The 18,521-nt window shown below is 68.4% G+C and carries 15 protein-coding genes and 1 pseudogene; 12 read left to right on the top strand and 4 right to left on the bottom strand.

From position 1 onward, the window contains the following. The first annotated feature begins 131 nt into the window (after positions 1-131). The 9 genes and pseudogenes from ACN20X_RS13615 to ACN20X_RS13575 all read left to right on the top strand — a co-directional run bounded on the left by ACN20X_RS13615 (position 132) and on the right by ACN20X_RS13575 (position 9,789). Positions 132-1,112 carry a sugar ABC transporter substrate-binding protein gene (locus tag ACN20X_RS13615; protein ID WP_034364972.1) on the top strand — a complete coding sequence of 327 codons (981 nt, stop codon included), beginning with the start codon at positions 132-134 and terminating at the stop codon, positions 1,110-1,112. A gap of 73 nt (positions 1,113-1,185) precedes the next feature. After that, positions 1,186-2,736 (top strand): sugar ABC transporter ATP-binding protein, encoded by a 1,551-nt coding sequence (locus tag ACN20X_RS13610; protein WP_016449898.1) that lies wholly within the window; start codon positions 1,186-1,188, stop codon positions 2,734-2,736. Positions 2,737-2,765: 29 nt separating this feature from the next. Beyond that, a complete protein-coding gene (locus ACN20X_RS13605) occupies positions 2,766-3,803 on the top strand; it encodes an ABC transporter permease (protein ID WP_016449899.1) in 1,038 nt (345 codons plus the stop codon). A 24-nt stretch (positions 3,804-3,827) separates the two neighbouring features. Beyond that, on the top strand, positions 3,828-4,775 hold the full coding sequence (locus tag ACN20X_RS13600; protein ID WP_016449900.1) for a sugar phosphate isomerase/epimerase family protein: 948 nt from the start codon (positions 3,828-3,830) through the stop codon (positions 4,773-4,775). Further along, positions 4,772-5,591: pseudogene (locus tag ACN20X_RS13595) on the top strand (TIM barrel protein). Before ACN20X_RS13600 ends, ACN20X_RS13595 begins: the two are co-directional and overlap by 4 nt. 14 nt (positions 5,592-5,605) lie before the next feature. Continuing rightward, positions 5,606-6,619, top strand: coding sequence for a Gfo/Idh/MocA family oxidoreductase (locus ACN20X_RS13590; protein ID WP_473210703.1), 1,014 nt, complete (start codon positions 5,606-5,608; stop codon positions 6,617-6,619). Positions 6,620-6,643: 24 nt separating this feature from the next. Beyond that, positions 6,644-7,618: a TIM barrel protein gene (locus ACN20X_RS13585; RefSeq protein WP_473210702.1), complete on the top strand. Its 975-nt coding sequence runs from the start codon at positions 6,644-6,646 to the stop codon at positions 7,616-7,618. Further along, a complete protein-coding gene (locus ACN20X_RS13580) occupies positions 7,615-8,787 on the top strand; it encodes a Gfo/Idh/MocA family protein (protein WP_288898058.1) in 1,173 nt (390 codons plus the stop codon). The genes ACN20X_RS13585 and ACN20X_RS13580 overlap by 4 nt, the downstream gene beginning before the upstream one ends. 120 nt (positions 8,788-8,907) lie before the next feature. Then, positions 8,908-9,789, top strand: a complete 882-nt coding sequence (locus ACN20X_RS13575; protein ID WP_016452430.1) for a MurR/RpiR family transcriptional regulator — start codon at positions 8,908-8,910, stop codon at positions 9,787-9,789. An 83-nt stretch (positions 9,790-9,872) separates the two neighbouring features. On the opposite strand, the gene ACN20X_RS13570 is transcribed toward ACN20X_RS13575, so the two are convergent. Further along, the gene (locus ACN20X_RS13570) at positions 9,873-11,201 is read right to left on the bottom strand and encodes a dicarboxylate/amino acid:cation symporter (protein WP_016449906.1); all 1,329 of its coding nucleotides are present in this window, start codon (positions 11,199-11,201) and stop codon (positions 9,873-9,875) included. A 223-nt stretch (positions 11,202-11,424) separates the two neighbouring features. Between ACN20X_RS13570 and ACN20X_RS13565 the strand changes: the two genes are divergently transcribed. Continuing rightward, on the top strand, positions 11,425-14,076 hold the full coding sequence (locus tag ACN20X_RS13565; protein ID WP_061287759.1) for a hybrid sensor histidine kinase/response regulator: 2,652 nt from the start codon (positions 11,425-11,427) through the stop codon (positions 14,074-14,076). 26 nt (positions 14,077-14,102) lie between these two features. Here ACN20X_RS13565 and ACN20X_RS13560 read toward each other — a convergent pair whose 3' ends face one another. Then, complete coding sequence (locus ACN20X_RS13560; RefSeq protein ID WP_016449908.1) at positions 14,103-14,741, bottom strand: LuxR C-terminal-related transcriptional regulator; 639 nt, start codon at positions 14,739-14,741, stop codon at positions 14,103-14,105. A 528-nt stretch (positions 14,742-15,269) separates the two neighbouring features. Between ACN20X_RS13560 and ACN20X_RS13555 the strand changes: the two genes are divergently transcribed. Next, positions 15,270-16,298, top strand: coding sequence for a porin (locus tag ACN20X_RS13555; RefSeq protein ID WP_016449909.1), 1,029 nt, complete (start codon positions 15,270-15,272; stop codon positions 16,296-16,298). Between the two features lie 235 nt (positions 16,299-16,533). After that, positions 16,534-16,698, top strand: a complete 165-nt coding sequence (locus ACN20X_RS13550; protein ID WP_016449910.1) for a hypothetical protein — start codon at positions 16,534-16,536, stop codon at positions 16,696-16,698. A 59-nt stretch (positions 16,699-16,757) separates the two neighbouring features. Here ACN20X_RS13550 and ACN20X_RS13545 read toward each other — a convergent pair whose 3' ends face one another. Together ACN20X_RS13545 and ACN20X_RS13540 are read right to left on the bottom strand one after the other, a co-directional pair. Beyond that, positions 16,758-17,516 (bottom strand): hypothetical protein, encoded by a 759-nt coding sequence (locus tag ACN20X_RS13545; RefSeq protein WP_074923396.1) that lies wholly within the window; start codon positions 17,514-17,516, stop codon positions 16,758-16,760. Beyond that, on the bottom strand, positions 17,513-18,505 hold the full coding sequence (locus tag ACN20X_RS13540) for an MlaD family protein (protein WP_013803088.1): 993 nt from the start codon (positions 18,503-18,505) through the stop codon (positions 17,513-17,515). The genes ACN20X_RS13545 and ACN20X_RS13540 overlap by 4 nt, the downstream gene beginning before the upstream one ends. Positions 18,506-18,521 lie beyond the last annotated feature (16 nt).

Genomic DNA, 18,521 nt, shown 5'->3' with positions numbered 1-18,521 from the left:
TAGAAATTAATTTCCAAAATTTCACGACGCGGAACTACAGTTCCCCTCACGGTCCGGTGCAATCCGGTGTGTGGCGAGTCCATGCGGGGCCTGCATGCGCCCGCTGCCGCTCAGGAACAAGGAGACGAGGGATGAGTAAAAGACACCTGCTGGCTGCCATTGCCGCAGCCCTTCTGGCCGCCCTGCCGTTGCATGGCCAGGCTCAGGCACAGCCACGGGCAGCGCAGGCCCAGGCCCCGGTGCAGCCCCTCAGGATCGGCGTGGCGATGGCGCTGTTTGACGACACGGGCCTGACCATCCTGCGCAACGGCATCGTCGATGCAGCGAAAAAGCACGGAGCCGGCGTGCAGATCGAGGACGCCGGCAACGACGTGGGCAAGCAGCTGAGCCAGATCCAGAACATGATTGCCCAGCGGGCCGACGCCATCATCGTCAACCCGGTCGATACCGACGCCACGCCCAAGATCACCCGCATGGTGAGCGCCGCCCGGATTCCGCTGGTCTACGTGAACCGCCAGCCCGTGGATTTCGACAAGCTGCCCGCAGGCACTGCCGTGGTCGCGTCCGATGAAAAGCTGTCGGGCACGCTGCAGGCCCGCCAGGTCTGCAAGCTGCTGGGCGGCCGGGGCGACCTGCTGGTGCTGATGGGCGAACTGTCCAACGACTCGGCGCGCGTGCGCACCCGCGACATCGAGGAAGTGCTGGCGACCCGCGAGTGCGCAGGCATGAAGATCCTGGACAAGCGCGAAGGCAAATGGAGCCGCACGCAGGGCCAGGACATCACCATGAACTGGCTGAGTTCGGGCATGAAGTTCGACGCCATCCTCGCCAACAACGACGAGATGGCGATAGGCGCCATCAACGCGTTGAAGTCGGCCAGGAAATGGACGCCCGACATGATCGTGGCCGGCATAGACGCCACGCCGGACGGGCTGGCGTCCATGAAGAACGGCGACCTCAAGGTCTCCGTCTTCCAGAACCTGGCGGGCCAGGGCGCCAATGCCGTCGATGCCGCCCTGCGCCTGGCCGGCAAGCAGGCCGTGGAGCGCTTCGTGAACGTGCCCTTCGAACTGGTCACGCCCGAGAACATGGACCAGTACGCCAGGCCTTGAGCCGGCCTCGCCTGGTCCGCGTCGCCCCGTCACCCCCGCCACCTCTTCACAACCTGTCCTCCAAGGAGTGCCCATGCCCACCGTCTCGCCGGGCAGGCCGCAGGCCGCCCCCTGGCCTGCAGCTTCCCCATCCCCTGCTGGCGACTGGCTTCTGGAAGTGCGTGGCGTGGGCAAGTCGTTTCCCGGCGTCGTGGCACTGGCCGATGTGCAGCTGCGCGTGCGCAGCGCCAGCGTGCATGCGCTGATGGGCGAGAACGGCGCCGGCAAATCCACGCTGATGAAGATCATTGCCGGCATGCATGCGCCCGACCAGGGCGAGATCCGCCTCAGGGGCAGGCCCGTCACGCTGCACGGCCCGCTGGATGCGCTGCAGCAGGGCATTGCCATGATCCACCAGGAGCTGAACCTCATGCCCGGCATGAGCGTGGCCGAGAACATCTGGATTGGCCGCGAGCCGCTCAACCGCCTCGGCCTGGTCGACCACCGCCAGCTGCGCCAGCGCACGCAGGCGCTGTTCGACCGGCTGGCCATCGGCATCGATCCCGGGGCCGAGGTGCGCACGCTGACCGTGGCCAGCCGCCAGATGGTGGAGATCGCCAAGGCCGTGTCCTTCGACTCCGAGGTGCTGATCATGGACGAGCCCACCTCCGCGCTCACCGACAGGGAGGTGGAGCACCTGTTTCGCATCATCGGCCACCTGCGCAGCCAGGGCAAAGGCATCGTCTACATCACGCACAAGATGAACGAGCTGTTCGAGATCGCCGACGAGTTCTCGGTGTTCCGTGATGGCCGCTACATAGGCACGCATGCGGCCGCCGACGTCACGCGCGACGACCTCATCCGCATGATGGTGGGGCGCGAGATCACACAGATGTTCCCCAAGCAGGACGTGGCCCTGGGCGACGTGGTGCTGTCCGTGGACGGGCTGGGCGTGCAGGGCGTGTTCAGCGGTCTGTGCTTCGAGCTGCGCGCCGGGGAAATCCTGGGCGTGGCCGGCCTCGTGGGCTCCGGGCGCTCCAATCTGGCCGAAGCGCTGTTCGGCGTGGTGCCCGCCACCAGCGGCGAGATCCGCATCGACGGCCGGCCGGTGAAGATCGACTCGCCCGCGCAGGCCATGCGGCACGGCATGGCCTTTCTCACCGAGGACCGCAAGGACACCGGCTGCTTCACGGGCCTGGACCTGCAGGCCAACATGGAGATGGCGGTGCTGAGCAGCCGCCATGTGAAGTGCGGCTTCGTCGAGCGGGCTGCGCTGCGCCGCGACTGCGAGCACATGGCGCGCACGCTGCGCATCAAGTCGCCCGGCCTGCATGAACAGATACAGAACCTGTCGGGCGGCAACCAGCAAAAGCTGCTGATCGGCCGCTGGCTGCTGACGCGGCCCCGCATCCTCATCCTCGACGAGCCCACGCGCGGCATCGATGTCGGCGCCAAGGCCGAGATCCACCGCCTTGTCGGCACGCTGGCCGCCGAGGGCGCGGCCGTGCTGATGATTTCCTCGGAGATGCCCGAAGTGCTGGGCATGAGCGACCGCATCCTGGTCATGCATGAGGGACGCATGACGGGCATCGTCGAGCGCAGGGACGCAGACCAGGTACGGATCATGGAACTGGCTTCCCGCTGAGCCGGGGACCCCAAGCGGAGACAGGCAAGATGAGCAATACCCCATCGATTTCGCAGGCCCCCTCCCCGCCCGGCCCGGGCACCGGCCCGCTGCACCGGGCCAGGCGGCCGCCGGAACTGAGCATCTTTCTGGTGCTGCTGGGCATTGCACTGTTCTTCGAGGCGGCCGGCTGGCTCACCGTGGGCCAGAGCTTTTTGCTCAACGCCGAGCGGCTGCAGATCATCGTGCTGCAGATGGCGGTGATCGGCATCATCGCCGTGGGCGTCAACCTCGTCATCATCACCGGCGGCATCGACCTGTCGTCGGGCTCGGTGGTGGCCGCCACCGCCGTGGTGTCCGCCAGCCTGGCACAGGTGTCCGACTTTCCGCGTGCCGTGTTCCCGCAGCTGACCGACCTGCCCGTGGTCTGGCCGGTGGCGGCCGGCATGTGCGTGGGCCTGATGGTCGGCCTGCTCAACGGCTCGCTGATCGCCTTCACGGGCATTCCGCCCTTCATCGCCACGCTGGGCACCATGGTGGCCGCACGCGGCTTTGCCAAGTGGTTCACCAACGGCACGCCCGTCTCCATGCTGACCGACGACTTCGCAGCGATCGGCTCCGGCGCCCATCCGGTGATCATCTTTCTGGTGCTCGCCGCCGTCTTCCACGTGGTGCTGCGCCATACGCGCTTCGGCAAATTCACCTATGCCATCGGCTCCAACCGCCAGGCAGCCGTGGTTTCGGGCATCAACGTGCAGCGGCATCTGGTCTGGGTCTACATGATTGCCGGCCTGCTCGGCGGCATCGCCGGCACGGTGACGGCGGCGCGGGCCATCTCGGGCCAGTCGGGCATGGGTGTCATGTACGAGCTCGATGCAATTGCCGCCGTGGTGATCGGCGGCACCTCGCTGGCCGGCGGCATGGGCCGCATCACCGGCACGGTGATCGGCGTGCTGATCCTGGGCGTCATGACCTCGGGCTTCACCTTCATCCGCATCGACGCCTACTACCAGGAGATGGTCAAGGGCGCCATCATCGTCGCGGCCGTGGTCGCCGACCAGTACCGCAACAAGAAGGCGCGGCGCTGACGGCGCGCCCTGCAGGCAGACACCATGAAAATCGCCCTCGATCCCTACATGATCCGGCACGAGCCGCTGGACCGGCTGCCGCAGGCCGTGGCCGAACTGGGCTATGCGCACATCGAGCTGTCGCCGCGCAGCGATTTCCTGGACTGGTGGGTGATGCCGCGCGCCACCAAGGAGCGCATGGCCGCATTCCGCCAGGCCATGCGCGCCAGCGGCGTGGCACTGGCATCGCTGCAGCCCATGTACCGCTGGGCCAGCCCGTTCGAGGACGAACGGCAATGGGCGATGCGCTGCTGGAAGAAGGCCATCGAGGTGGCCATCGAGATGGAGTGCGCGCTGATGGTCTCGGAGTTCGGCCGTGGAGCCTCGCCCGAGCGCTCGGTGAACGGTCCTGCCGGCGCGAATCCGAAGGAGATGTGCGAGGCCGCCTGGTTCCGCTCCATGGACGAGCTGCTGCCCATCCTGGAGCGCGAAGGCATCACGCTGTCCGTGGAGCCGCATCCGGAGGACTGGATAGAGCAGCTGCAGCCGGCCATGGACATCGTGAGGAACATGGGCTCGAAGGCGCTGCGGCTGTCCTATATCGCCCCGCACACCTTCCACTACGGCGGCGACATGGCCGCCATGCTGCGCGAAGCCGCGCCGCTGCTGGCCCATGTGCGCGTGGCCGACACCTTCGACCACAGGAAGAGCAGCCAGCTGCGCTACATCGTCAACCCGCCGGGCTCGCACCACATCCGCGTGCACCAGCACCTGGACATGGGCCAGGGCGAGATCGACTGGGACCTGTTCTTCGGCACGCTGGGCAGCGCCGGCTTCGACGGCGTTCTGTCGTCCTGCGTGTTCGCCTGGGAAGAGCGTGCGGCCGAATCCAGCCGCTTCATGCGCCAGCAGATACAGCAACAGCTGGAAAGGCATTTCCCGGACCGCTTTGCGCCCCTGACCACCGCTTCCCACCCGAGTCCCGGCCCATGACGAATCCCATCCATTTCGCCATCAACCGCATCAGCGCCTCTCGCATGCCGTTTGCCGGCTACCTGGCCATGTGCCGGCGCCTGGGCGTGTCGGCCATCGAGATCCGCAACGACCTGTCCCATGCCGAGACCTGCGACGGCACGGCGCCCGCCGCCATCCAGGCCGCGGCGCGGCAGGCCGGCATCACCATCGTGTCCATCAACGCGCTGTATCCCTTCGACGTTTTCGACGCCGGCCTGGAGCGCAAGGCGCGCGCTGGCGGCGTATGCGCGTGACTGCGGCGCCCGGGCCCTGGTCATGTGCCCGTTGAACGACAGGGCCGACCCGCGCACGCCCGGCCAGCGGCGGCGCGACCTGGTGCATGCCCTCAGGCAGCTGCGCCCCCTCCTCGATGGCCATGGCGTGCAGGGACTGGTCGAGCCCCTGGGCTTTGCCGAGTGCGCGCTGCGCCGCAAGTCCGATGCCGTCGAGGCGATCTACGGCGCAGCCGGCGAACGCCACTTCAGGCTGGTGCACGACAGCTTCCACCACTACCTGGCCGGCGAAGACATCTTCTTTCCCGACCTGACCGGGCTGGTGCATGTCTCGGGCGTCGAGGACCACCGGCTCCAAGACGGCCAGATGCGCGACGGCCACCGCGTGCTGGTCGGCGAAGGAGACCGCCTGGGCAACATCGCCCAGTTGCGAGAACTGCTCGATCGCGGCTATGGCGGCCCGGTCTCGTTCGAGCCGTTCGCGGCCCGGATCACGGACGCGGACAGCAACGAAGCCCTGCTGCGCCAGAGCATGGACTTCATCCGCCATTCATTGCTTTGAAAGAAGGGAACCATATGACGCTGCAGATCGGAGCAATAGGCTGCGGAGCCATCGGACAAGACCACATCCGCAGGATCTCCCGGGTGCTGTCGGGCGCCCGGGTGGTGGCGGTGACAGACATCGATGCGCAGCAGGCGCGGGACGTGGTGGCCGGACATGATCCGGCCATCGAGATCATGGACAGCGGCCGGGCGCTGATCGCCGCGCCACAGGTGCAGGCGGTGCTGGTCACCTCCTGGGGTCCCTCGCACGAGGAACTGGTGCTGGAGGCCATCGCCCACGGCAAGCCCGTGTTCTGTGAAAAGCCGCTGGCGGTGACCGCCGCAGGCTGCATGCGCATCGTGCAAGCGGAGGTGGCGCAGGGCCGGCGCCTGGTGCAGGTCGGCTTCATGCGCCCGTACGACGCGGGCTACCGTGCGCTGCGCCATGTCATCGCCGCCGGCGAGATTGGCGCGCCCCTGATGGTGCACTGCGCGCACCGCAATCCCACGGTGGACGGGGGCTACACCACCAGCATGGCCATCACCGACACGCTGATCCACGAGCTCGATGTCCTGCGCTGGCTGCTGGACGACGACTACGCCAGCGCCCAGGTGGTGTTCCCCAGGAAGACGCGCCACGCACTGCCGCATCTGAACGATCCGCAGATCATCCTGCTGGAGACCGTGGGCGGTGTGCGCATCGACGTGGAGGTATTCGTCAACTGCCGGTACGGCTACGACATCCAGTGCGAAGTGGTGGGCGAGACGGGCATCGCGCGCCTGCCGGAGCCTGCGGCCGTGCCCATGAAGCGCGCGGCCAGCAGCTGCACGCCCCTGCTGACCGACTGGAAGCAGCGCTTCATCGCCGCCTACGACGCGGAGCTGCAGGCCTTCATCGACGGCGTGCGCGACCGGCAACTGACAGGTCCCTCGGCCTGGGACGGCTACGCCGCCGCAGTGGCCGCCGATGCCTGCCTGCTGGCGCAGTCCTCCGGCGCGATAGAGCGCATGGCGAGCGCAGCGCGCCCGGCGTTCTACCAGCCCTGAGCCCCTGACGCCATGACTGCGACCATGACAGCGTCCCTGACCATTGGCTGCGCGCCCTGCTGCTGGGGCGTGGACAACGTGGACAACCCGCACCTGCCGCCCTGGCGCCAGGTGCTGGACGAGGCCTGCGAGGCGGGCTTTCGGGGCATGGAACTCGGCCCCTGCGGCTACATCCCGCTCGACGCGGCCCTGGTACGCACGGAATTCACGCAGCGGCGCCTGTGCATCACCGCCGGCACGATCTTCGACGATCTCGTCTCGCCGGCCCGGCTGCCGCAGCTGCTGCGCCAGACTCGCGAGATCTGCGGACTCATCAGCCAGCTTCCCAGGCCGGCCGCTGCAGCCGGGCAACGCTACCCGGCGCCCTATCTCGTGGTGATGGACTGGGGCCACCCCGAGCGCGACTTCGAGGCCGGCCACCCGGACCGCGCCCCGCGCCTGTCCGATGCACGCTGGGCCGCCATGGTCGATCACATCCGCCAGATAGCGCACCTTGCCTGGAGCGGCTTCGGCGTGCGCGCGGTGATCCATCCGCATGCGGGCGGCTACATCGAATTTGCCGACGAGATCGACCGCATCGCCGCCGACGTGCCGGCGCAGGCCGCCGGACTGTGCCTGGATACCGGCCACCTGCACTACAGCGGCATGGACCCGGCAAGCTGGCTGCGCCGGCATGCGGCACGGCTGGAATACGTGCATTTCAAGGACATAGACGCCCAGGTGTACGGGCAGGTGATGGGCGAGCGCATTGCGTTCTTCGACGCCTGCGCCCGGGGCGTGATGTGCCCCATCGGCCAAGGCGTGCTCGACTATCCGGCCATAGGCGCCACGCTACGGGAGATCGGCTATGCAGGCTGCATCACGGTGGAGCAGGAGCGCGACCCGCGCAATGCGGGTGCCAGCCTGCCCGACGTGGCCGCCAGCCGCGCCTTCCTGGCCCGCACAGGTTTTGCTGAAGACGCTTTTGCTGAAGACGCAACACAAAGGTGGACACCATGATCGACGGAACCCTTCTGCCCGGCCGCCCGATTGCCTGGGGCATGGTCGGCGGCGGACACAACAGCCAGATCGGCCATGTGCACCGGTCGGCGGCGCTGCGCGACCACAATTTCCGGCTCGTGGCCGGGGCGTTCGACATCGATGCCGCGCGCGGGCGCCGGTTCGGCGAACAACTGGGCGTGGACGTGCAGCGCTGCTACGCCGACTACCGGGCGATGTTCGAGGCCGAGGCCGGCCGCCCGGACGGCATTCGCGCGGTATCCATCGCCACGCCCAACAACACCCATTTCGAGATCTGCAAGGCCGCCCTGCTCTCAGGCCTGCACGTGGTCTGCGAGAAACCGCTGTGCTTCACCACGGCCGAGGCCAAGGAGCTGCTGGAGCTGTCCCTTGCCAGGAACCGCATGGTCGGCGTGGCCTACGGCTATGCCGGCCACCCGCTCATCGCCCAGGCGCGCGAGATGATCGCGCGGGGCGAGCTGGGCGACATCCGCATCGTGCAGATGCAGTTCTCGCACGGCTTTCACAGCGAGGCGGTGGAGCAGTCCAGCCCCGCCGCGCGCTGGCGCATGGACCCGGCCTTTGCCGGCCCCAGCTATGTGCTGGGCGACATTGGCACGCATCCGCTGTACCTTTCCCAGGTGATGCTGCCGGGGCTGAAGATCGAGCGGCTGATGTGCAGCCGGCAGAGCTTCGTCAGCAGCCGCGCCCCGCTGGAGGACAACGCCTTCACCCTCATGCAGTACCAGGGCGGCGCCATGGGCTACCTGTGGGCCTGCGCGGTCAACAGCGGCTCCATGCATGGGCACAAGCTGCGCGTCATCGGCGCCAGGGCCAGCCTCGAATGGTGGGACGAACACCCCAACCAGCTGCGCCACGAAGTCCAGGGCCAGCCGGCGCAGGTGCTCGATCGCGGCATGGGCTATCTGCACCCCGCCGCGCTGCAGGAAGACCGCATCAGCGCAGGCCATGCGGAAGGCCTGTTCGAGGCATGGTCCAACCTCTACCACCGCTTCGCGCTGGCCATGGAGGCCACGGACAGGCGCGATCGCGAGGCGCTGCAAACCATCCACCATCCGGACATCCACGCTGGCATCGAGGGCGTGCGCTGGGTGGAGAACTGCGTGCGCTCGGCCGATGCCGGCGGGATCTGGGTGGACTACTGCTAGGGAATGCCATGCCCCGCCTGGGCTGCCAGCGGCCCGGGACCCGGGGATCGCCATGGCATCATGGCCCATCCAGAAATCAGTCGATCCCTTGCCCCGGGATCGCCCACCGGCCCGCCTGCGATGAGCCCTTCCCCGCCGCCCCCCGCATCCGTGGACCGACTCCTGCAGCAGATTGCCCAGGAATACGATGGCCTGAGCCGGCAGCTCAAGGCCATTGCCCGCCACATCGAGGTCCACCGCGACCAGCTCGGCCTGCAAGGCATACAGTCCCTTGCCGCGCAATGTGGTGTGCAGCCCTCAGCCGTCGTACGGTTTGCCAAGCATTTCGGGCTCTCGGGTTTTTCCGAGATGCAGCGCCTGTTCCGCGAAGGCCTTGCCGAGCAGATCGCGCCGGGCCGCGCCTATGAGCTGCGCGTGCGCGACATGGTCGAGGCCGGCCCCGCCGCCCTGGAGCCCGTGCAGATTGCCGACGAATTCCTCAAAGGCGGCATGGCCGGCATGCAGCAGCTGCGCCAGAACCTGGACGGTCAGGCATTCGACCGGGCGGTGGAGCTGCTGGCCGGCACGCAGGCGATCTGGATCGCCGGCTCGCGCCGCTCGTTTCCCGTGGCCGTGTATCTGGAATATGCGCTGCAACACACCGACAAGCGCATAGGCCTGTTCAGCGCGCTGGGCAGCATGCAGCAGGGGCAGATCCGGTCGGTGCGCAGCGGCGACGTGATGATCGCCATTTCCTTCATGCCCTATGCGGACGAAACCGTGCAGGTGGCGCAGTGGGCCAGGCAGCGCAGCGCCCACCTGATCGCCATGACCGACAGCCGCATGAGCCCCATTGCGCGCGAGGCCGAGGCGGCCCTGATCGTACAGGACAGCGCCACCTTCGGCTTTCGCGCGCTGACGGCGGCCATGGGGCTGGCGCAAAGCCTTTTCGTGGCCCTGGCCTACCGGCTGGAGCTGTCGCTGCGCTCGTCAGCCGCGCCCGGCAGCTTGGCAGGCGAGTAGACAAAGCAAAGCGCCACCCTGGGGTGGCGCGGCGATGGGGCAGGCAGGGGCCGTTGCCGGCCCTTGCCCTGGCCAGGGCGTTCTCAGGCCTTGGCCACGGCGGCCTCAGCAGGCAGGGCCTGCACAGGCTCTCCGTCCAGGGCGGCGTTGAGCTTGCTGTAGTCCAGCTCGTTTTCCCAGCGCGAGACCACCACGGTGGCCACGGCGTTGCCCATGAAGTTCGTCAGCGAGCGGCACTCGCTCATGAAGCGGTCCACGCCCAGGATCAGGGCCATGCCGGCCACGGGCACCTCGGGCACCACGGCCAGCGTGGCGGCCAGCGTGATGAAGCCCGCGCCGGTCACGCCGGCAGCTCCCTTGGAGCTGAGCATGGCCACCAGCAGCAGCGCGATCTCGTGGCCCAGGGTCAGGTGGGTGTTGGTGGCCTGGGCGATGAACAGCGCGGCCAGCGTCATGTAGATGTTGGTGCCGTCCAGGTTGAACGAATAGCCCGTGGGCACGACCAGGCCCACGACGGACTTGCCGCAGCCGGCGCGCTCCATCTTCTGCATCAGCGAAGGCAGGGCCGATTCCGAGGACGAGGTGCCCAGCACCAGCAGCAGCTCGGCCTTCAGGTAGCGTGCCAGCTTGAGCACCGAGAAGCCGCACAGCCGCGCCACGAAGCCCAGCACCACGACCACGAAGAGCAGCGAGGTGATGTAGAACGAGCCCACCAGCCAGGCCAGGTTGACCAGCGAACCCAGGCCGAACTTGCCGATGGTGAAGGCGATGGCGCCGAAGGCGCCCAGCGGCGCAGCCTTCATCAGGATGCCGACCAGCTTGAACACGGGGGCCGTCAGCGCCTCAAGGAAGTTGAGCACGGGCTTGCCGGCGTCGCCGACCATGGCCAGCGAGATGCCGAACAGCACGGCCACGAACAGCACCTGCAGGATGTTGTCGCCCACGAAGGGGCTGACCAGCGTCTTGGGGATGATGTCCATGGCAAAGCCGGTGAGCGTCAGCTCATGCGACTTGGCCACATAGCCCTTGACGGCGGCCTGGTCCAGGTCGGCCGGGTTGATGTTCATGCCGGCGCCAGGCTGCACCACGTGCGCCACCACCATGCCGACCACCAGGGCCAGCGTGGAGAAGAACAGGAAGTAGGCCATGGCCTTGAGGAACACCCGGCCCACCGTGCGCAGGTGCGTCATGCCCGCAATGCCGGTGACGATGGTCAGGAAGATCACCGGCGCGATGATCATCTTCACCAGCTTGATGAAGGCGTCGCCCAGCGGCTTGAACTGCTCGGCGTACTGGGGCTCGAAGTGGCCGAGCAGCACGCCCGCCACGATGGCGACCACCACCTGGAAATACAGCTGGCGGTAGAAGGGCAGCCGCTCGGGGCTGGCGGCGTGGGTGGGGACGGCATGCATGGTGCGGCTCCGGCAGGATTTCTGTGGGGTTGACGCACCACCGAGGTGCGGCAAGTTGCGGGAAGGTGCAGGTTGTACCGCTGGCATCCTCCGGCGCCGATAACCTATTGGTATTAGGCGCAGGCGCTCTCCCAGGGAGAATGGACGCAGAATCAGGGTAATCCCCAACCCCTTCCCGTCCCTGGAAGGCACCAAGCTGGCGCCCAATCGGGCCCAGACCACCATGCCCCAACCCGTTCGACGCCCTTCACGCCGCTCCTTCTGGACCCTGCTGCTGCTGTTCGGCGGCATGCTCGCCTGCATGCTGCTGGCCGGGGAGCTGGTCTATCACCGCGCCCTGCGCGGCGAGGCCGAAAGCGTGCAGCGCCAGCTCAGCCTCTACGCCCAGGCCCTGGGCCAGCGCATAGACCGCTACCGAACCCTGCCCGAGGTGCTGGCGCTGGATGCGCAGCTGCGTGCCGCCCTCACCCACCCGCTGTCTCCCGCCGAGGTCGATGCCCTGAACCGCAAGCTGGAGCAGGCCAACGGCGCCAGCCAGTCGTCCACGCTGACCCTGATCGACCGCCACGGCACGGCCCTGGCCGCCAGCAACTGGCGCGAGACGCGCAGCAACGTGGGCGTGGACTACAGCTTCAGGCCCTATGTGCAGCAGGCGCTGTCGCGCGGCAGCGGGCGCTTCTACGGCATCGGCCTGACCACGGGCCTGCCGGGCTACTTCCTCTCGCAGGCCATCCTGGACGAGCACAACGCCGTCGCGGGCCTGGTGGTGATCAAGATCGCGCTGCTGGAGCTGGAGCGCGAATGGCTGCAGACGCCTGACGTGGTCATGGCCTCGGACGAGCACGGCGTGGTCTTCCTGGCCAGCCAGCCCGACTGGCGCTACCGCCTGCTGTCACCCCTGAGCCCCGCCGACGAGGCGGACCTGGCCGCCACGCGCCAGTACATCGACCAGGAACTGCACCCCATGCGCTACCGGGTGCGCCAGGGCCTGGAGCAAGGCAGCCGCCTGGTGCAGATGCAGGAACCCGCCCTGCCCGGCACCACGCTGTGGCAGACCCTGCCCCTGCCCGGCAGCGACTGGCAGTTGCACCTGCTGCATGACACGCAGGCCAGCACCGTGGCCAGCCGCTGGGCGGCGGCGGCCGCTGCGGGCGGCTGGCTGGCCCTGGGCATGCTGGTGCTGTTCGTGCGCCAGCGCAGGCGGCTGGCCGCGCTGCGCCTGCGCAGCCGCCTGGAGCTGGAGACCGTGCTGCGCCAGCATGCCCAGGAGCTGCGCACGGCCCAGGACGGCATCGTCCAGGCCGCGCGCCAGGCCGACACGGGCCTGAGCCGCAGCCTGGAGCACCTGCCCCAGGGCGTGGTGGTGATCGATGCCGACCTCAACCTGGTGGCCTGGAACTCGCGCTACGTGGAGCTGTTCCGCTTTCCCTCCGAACTGCTGCGCACGGGTCAGCCCATAGAGAACCTGTTTCGGTACAACGCCCGGCGCGGCCTGCTGGGGCCCGGCCCCATCGAGGAGGCCATCCACCGGCGGCTGCAGCATCTGCGCAGCGGCAGCCCGCACCTGCGCGAAAGTACCAAGGACGACGGCACGGTGCTGGAGATCCGCGGCAACCCGCTGCCCGACGGCGGCTTCGTCACCAGCTATGCCGACATCACCAGCTACAAGAACGCCGCGCGCGAGCTGCGCTCGCTGGCCGATGCGCTGGAGCAGCGCATTGCCGAGCGCACGCGCGACCTGGCCGAGGCCAAGCGCGAGGCCGAGCAGGCCAACCGCTACAAGACCCGTTTCGTGGCCGCTGCGGTGCACGACCTGCTGCAGCCTCTGAACGCCGCGCGCATGTTCAGCTCCCTGCTGCGCAGCCATCTGCATGACGAGGCGGGCCGCCACGTGGCCGACAGCATCGACGGCGCCCTGGCCGCGCAGGACGCCATCCTGGGCAGCCTGCTGGACATCTCGCGCATGGAATCGGGCCAGCTGGAGGTGCGCGTGCGCGACTTCGCGCTGGGCCCGCTGCTGCAGGTCATGCGCCACAACTTCGGCATCCTGGCCGAAAGCCGGGGCCTGCGCCTGAGCGCGGTGGACACGCGCTGCGTCGTGCGCAGCGACGAGGCGCTGCTGCGCCGAATCCTGCAGAACTTCCTGTCCAACGCCATACGCTACACGCGCCAGGGCCGCATCGTCATCGGCTGCCGGCGCCAGGGCCAGCAGTTGCGCATCGAGGTGCACGACCAGGGACCGGGCATTCCCGAGAGTCTGCAGCACGAGATCTTCGAGGAATTCCGCCGCCTGGACGAGGGCCATGGCGACGACCGTGGTGCCGGGCTGGGCCTGGCCATCGTCGAGCGCCTGGGCCGGCTGCTGGGCCATGAGATCGGCCTGCGCTCGCAACTGGGCCGGGGCAGCGTGTTCTGGGTCTGCGTGCCGCTGGGCGACCCGGGCGCCGTGCCGCAGATCGCCGCAAGCGCGCAGACCGGCGACCCGGACCAGGATGCACCGCTGCAGGGCATGAACGCCTGGTATGTGGAGGACGATCCCCAGTCCTGCACCGCCATGCGCGCCCTGCTGCAGCGCTGGGGCTGCAGCGTGCCGCTGGCCGGCGGCCCGGCCGAGGCGCTGGCGCTGGCCGCGCCCGGCGAGGCACCGCAACTGGTGCTGCTCGATGTGCGCCTGGGCCAGTTGCACGGCCCCGATGTCTACGCGCAGCTGTGCCAGCGCTGGGGCCAGTCGCCGCCCGTGATCCTGGTCACGGCCGAGCGCGACGGCATGCTGCGCCGCCAGGCGGCCGAGCGCGGCTGGGGCTTTCTGGCCAAGCCCGTGCGCCCGCCCGCGCTGCGCGCGCTCATGAGCCAGATGCTGCTGCGCCACCGGTAGGGGCACGGCACGCCGCGGCATGGAGTTCAGGCCGTGCCGTCGTTCTCCAGGCTCTTGACCAGCACGGCAGCCTGCGTGCGGCTGTAGCACTCCAGCTTCTTGAGAATGGCCGTCACATGCACCTTGACGGTGTTCTCGGCCAGCCCCAGTTCATGGGCGATCTGTTTGTTGAGCAGGCCGTCGGCCAGGCACAGCAGCACGCGGAACTGCTGGGGCGTGAGCTGGGCCAGCCGCGCGGCCAGCGCGGCGTCGGCCTCGGAGCGCTCGGCGGCCATGGGCGGGAACCAGCTGCCGCCGTCCAGCACTTCCTGCAGGGCCGTGCCTATGGCCTCGGCCGGCGCCGACTTCGGAATGAAGCCTGCAGCACCGAACTGCTGGGCACGGCGGATCACGCGCGGATGGTCGTTGGATGAGATCACCACCACCGGAATGTCGGGGTACTCGCCGCGCACATGCAGCAGCGCGGAGAAGCCGCGCGCGCCCGGCATGGCCAGGTCCAGCAGCACCAGTTCGATCTCGGGGTGCTGCTGCAGCGCCGCCCCCAGGGTCGCAGCGCTTGCGGCCTCCAGCACGGCGAACTGCGGCAGGGCCTCGCGCAGCACATGGATCACCGCAGCGCGGAACAGCGGGTGGTCATCGGCAACGAGCAAGGTGGATTCGGACATGGGCGCGAGTCTGACACGTCTGCAAACACATGCCCGGCTCATGGCCCCCCGTGGAGGCCGGTGGCCGGGTTGCAGGCTGGCACGCCGTTTGCAATCAGTTGCAGCCACAGGCCTGGCAACAGGCGGAAATCTTCCTCCAACCGACGAACAAGGAGCCCTGAATTGACCTTTGAGCCCTCTTGCAAGGACCTGCTGCACAGGCCTGGTGCCCCGGCCCCAACCCAGTGCACGGCAGCGTTCAAGCCGCGAGAGTGCAAAACACAAATTAAGTTTCGTCATAACTGTGTCAAAGACACCACTTTCTGGCCGGTGCAATGGCTGGGATGCGTTGTAATACGCGGCTTAGCCAGTCTGGACTGCCTCGCGCGCGCGCCGCAAAGGCACGCCGACACCGGCCGGACCCTGATGCGAAAACGCCACTGTCCCAGGTTTGCCACATAGCCCGCCCAGGGCGTTTGCCTCATCGTCTGCCCCGGTCACAGCACTGGCCAACCGTTTCCACTATCCAACAATGAAAGACTCCTCAACATGAAACGTTCCTTCATCGCACTGGCCGCTGCACTGGCCTGCGCCGGCGCAGCACACGCCCAAAGCTCGGTCCAGCTGACGGGCCTGGTGGACGCCTATGCCGGCTCCATGCGCATGGCTGGCGACGCCAGCGGCAAGGGCGTCGTGGGTTCGGGCGGCATGACTACCTCCTGGTGGGGCATGAAGGGCCAGGAAGACCTGGGCGGCGGCCTGAAGGTCGATTTCCAGCTGACGGCCTTCATGCGCGTGGACACCGGCAGCCCCGGCCGCTTCGACGGCGACCCGTACTTCTCGCGCGATGCCAACGTCGGCCTGTCCGGCGGCTTCGGCACGGTGCGCCTGGGCCGCGGCATGGCGCCCAACTTCCTGCCCACCATCCTGACCAACCCCTTCGGCGACTCCTTCACCATCTCCCCGCTGGTGCTGCACGCCAACGTGGGCACGGCAGCCTGGGGCTCGGCCAACCTGACCACGCCGTCGGACACCGGCTGGAGCAACCAGATCGTCTACAGCACGCCCAAGTTCGGCGGCCTGCAGGCCAACGTCCACTACCAGTTCGGTGAAAAGGGCGGCGACTCCGGCAAGAAGAACATAGGCGTGAACGCCATGTACTTCGGCGGCCCGCTGAGCCTGGTGGCCTTCTACGAACGCGCCCAGATCAGCAACCCCGTGAGCCTGGCCGTCATGCCCACCAAGACCGACTGGATGCTGGGCGGCACCTACAACTTCGAAGTGGCCAAGCTGTACGCGACCTACGGCCAGGCCAAGGTCAAGGACCTGGACCGCAAGAACAGCACCTACTCGCTGGGCCTGGACGTGCCCGTGAGCAGCGCCGGCACCATCAAGGCAGCCCTGGCCCGCACCAAGGCCGAGATCGGCGCCGTGGACTCCACGCGCACCACGGCCAGCCTGGGCTACGACCACTACCTGTCCAAGCGCACCGATGTGTACACCGTGCTGATGCACGACCGCATCACGGACCTGAAGTCGGGCACCAGCCTGATCGCGGGTATCCGCCACCGTTTCTAAGGCGACGCCTGGCCTGCCAGCACGGGCCGGGGACTTACGTCCCGAACTTTCAGCGAGGCCCTGCCTCGCTTTTTTTCGGCCTTCTGAAGATCGATAGGGAATTTCTCCCACCGCTTTTTTCACGAACGTCAAGAGAGAAAGCGATTGTCCGACAGCCACGCTGCGCAATCCGGTGTGCAATGGAGTCCAGGCCCAGCCCCATGCTCTGCCTGCGCTGCCAGACAGGAGGTGCACCATGCGCAGACCCAGCCCCTTCGGACGTCATCCCTTCATTGCCTTCACCGCCACGGTATTGCTTGCCGTCGCCGCCAGCGTTGCCACCTTGTGGCTGGACAGCGCCGCCCCGGCCGCAGACACCTTGCTGCAAAAAGACCCGGGCGCCCTGCTGTCGTCGATGTAGGCCCTGCAAGCGCCTGCAAATGCCTGCCCAGCGCCATCCCTTGCGGACTGGCGCTGTTTTCATTTGCCGGCCGATGCGCCGGTTGATGTACCTGCCGATGCGCCCCCACCGCTGGCCGTCTTCTCCAGCAGCGCCAGCCTGCGCCTGACGGCCTGGGCCTTGTCCACCTCGCCCGCCTGATCATGGGCCCTGGCCTGCAGCAGCAGCCAGGCCATCACCGCCCGGCGCCAGCCCTGGGCGGAGGCGGTCTCGGCACCCAGCTCCAGCAACTGCGGCTGTGCCGCCCCCGCCCGCAAGGCCGCGCCGGCCGCCACCAGCCGGGGCAGCGGTTCCTTGATGGCGCCCACGGCAGCCAGCGCCGAGGCAGGCGCACCCAGCAGCGCCTGGGCCACGGGGCGCTGTAGTTCCGGCAATAGCGCAATGTCTTCGGGCCGGGGCCTGCCTTGCAAATAGCGCGCATAGGCGGCCTCCGCCGGCGCCGCGTCAAGCGCCAGCGCCTGGTAGCCGGGGCAGTCGTCCCATTCGAGACTGGCCACCTGGGCCGCGCAGCGCATCAGCTCCAGACGCGCGGCCAGGTCGGTGCGGCCCGTGGCGGCCACCTCGGCGCGGGCCTTGTCCCATTCCAGGGCCTGCACGCGCTGGCGGCCTTCCAGGTAGGCGGTGGATGCGCGTTGCGAAGCCGATTCGGCATTCAGCGCCCAGTCCGGCGCGGGCGGGCGGCTGCTGCAGCCGGCCAGCACCAGGGTCAGCACGGCGCCGGCGGCGGCATGGCGCGCCAGGAGGGTTGCGGCAGAAAGTTTCTTGGCGGCAGCACTCATGGCAGCTTCAACTCCGGTTGATGGGCAAACGGCCACTTGCGCTGCAGGTCGGCCAGCACGCCTTCGAGGCGGCGCAGGTTGCCCTCCACCTCGGCGCGCAGTGCGCCCAGGTCGGCCGTGGCCTCGCGCGCATTGGAGCCCACGGCCTGGGCCTCGGCCAGCACGGCGTCCACCTTGCCCAGCGTGCGGCGCGTGTCGGCCAGCAGGCCGTTGAGCTGCACCACGGTGGAACGCACCTCGGGCATGACGCCGCCGGCGTCGAACACCTGGCTGTCGGCCCGCGCCACCATGCGCTCCATGCGGGCCAGCGTGGCATTGGCGCGGTCCAGCAGGGCCGTGACCTTGCGCGCCTCCTGCTCGCTGCCCATGACCACGCCCAGCACGCCGCCCGGCCCCTGGGCCCGGCCGGCCAGGCCGCGCAGCTCTGTCAGCGACCCGCCCAGGGCCGAATCCGGCGCGGTGAGTTGGGCGATGTTGCCCAGCACTTCCTTGGCCGTGGACATGATCTGCGGCAGCTCGGCCGTGGCATCGCCGCGCAGCACGGGGCGCACGGCCTCGTCGGGCAGCGGCGGATCGCTGAGGATGCCGCTGTAGGCCTTGATGGTGGTGCCGCCCACCAGCCCCTTGACCAGGGTGAAGACGCTGGACTCGCGCAGCCAGTGCGCGTCCTTGCGCGGCACGTCGATGAGGATGCGCACATTGCCGTCCTCGGCCAGCTCGATGCGGCGCACGCGCCCGATCGGAAAGCCCGAGAAGGTCATGTCCATGCCCACGCTCACGCCCTCGGAGTCGTCGGCCGTGAGCACCAGGCGCTGCGTGGCGTCGAACACGCCGCGCGAGTACAGCAGGTACAGGGCCGATCCAAGAATCAGCACCAGCGTGAACAGCAGCAGGCCCGCCGCCTTGGCGCGCAGGTGCGCCACGGGCTTGAGGGCCTCGATTTCCTCGCCGTCCCAGGGGTCTGGCGGCGTGCGCCGCGTATCGGTCATGGCATTCCTTGTTCTG

It is taken from the genome of Delftia sp. PX-1 (assembly GCF_055797465.1).
This window is presented reverse-complemented; position numbering and strand designations above follow the sequence as displayed.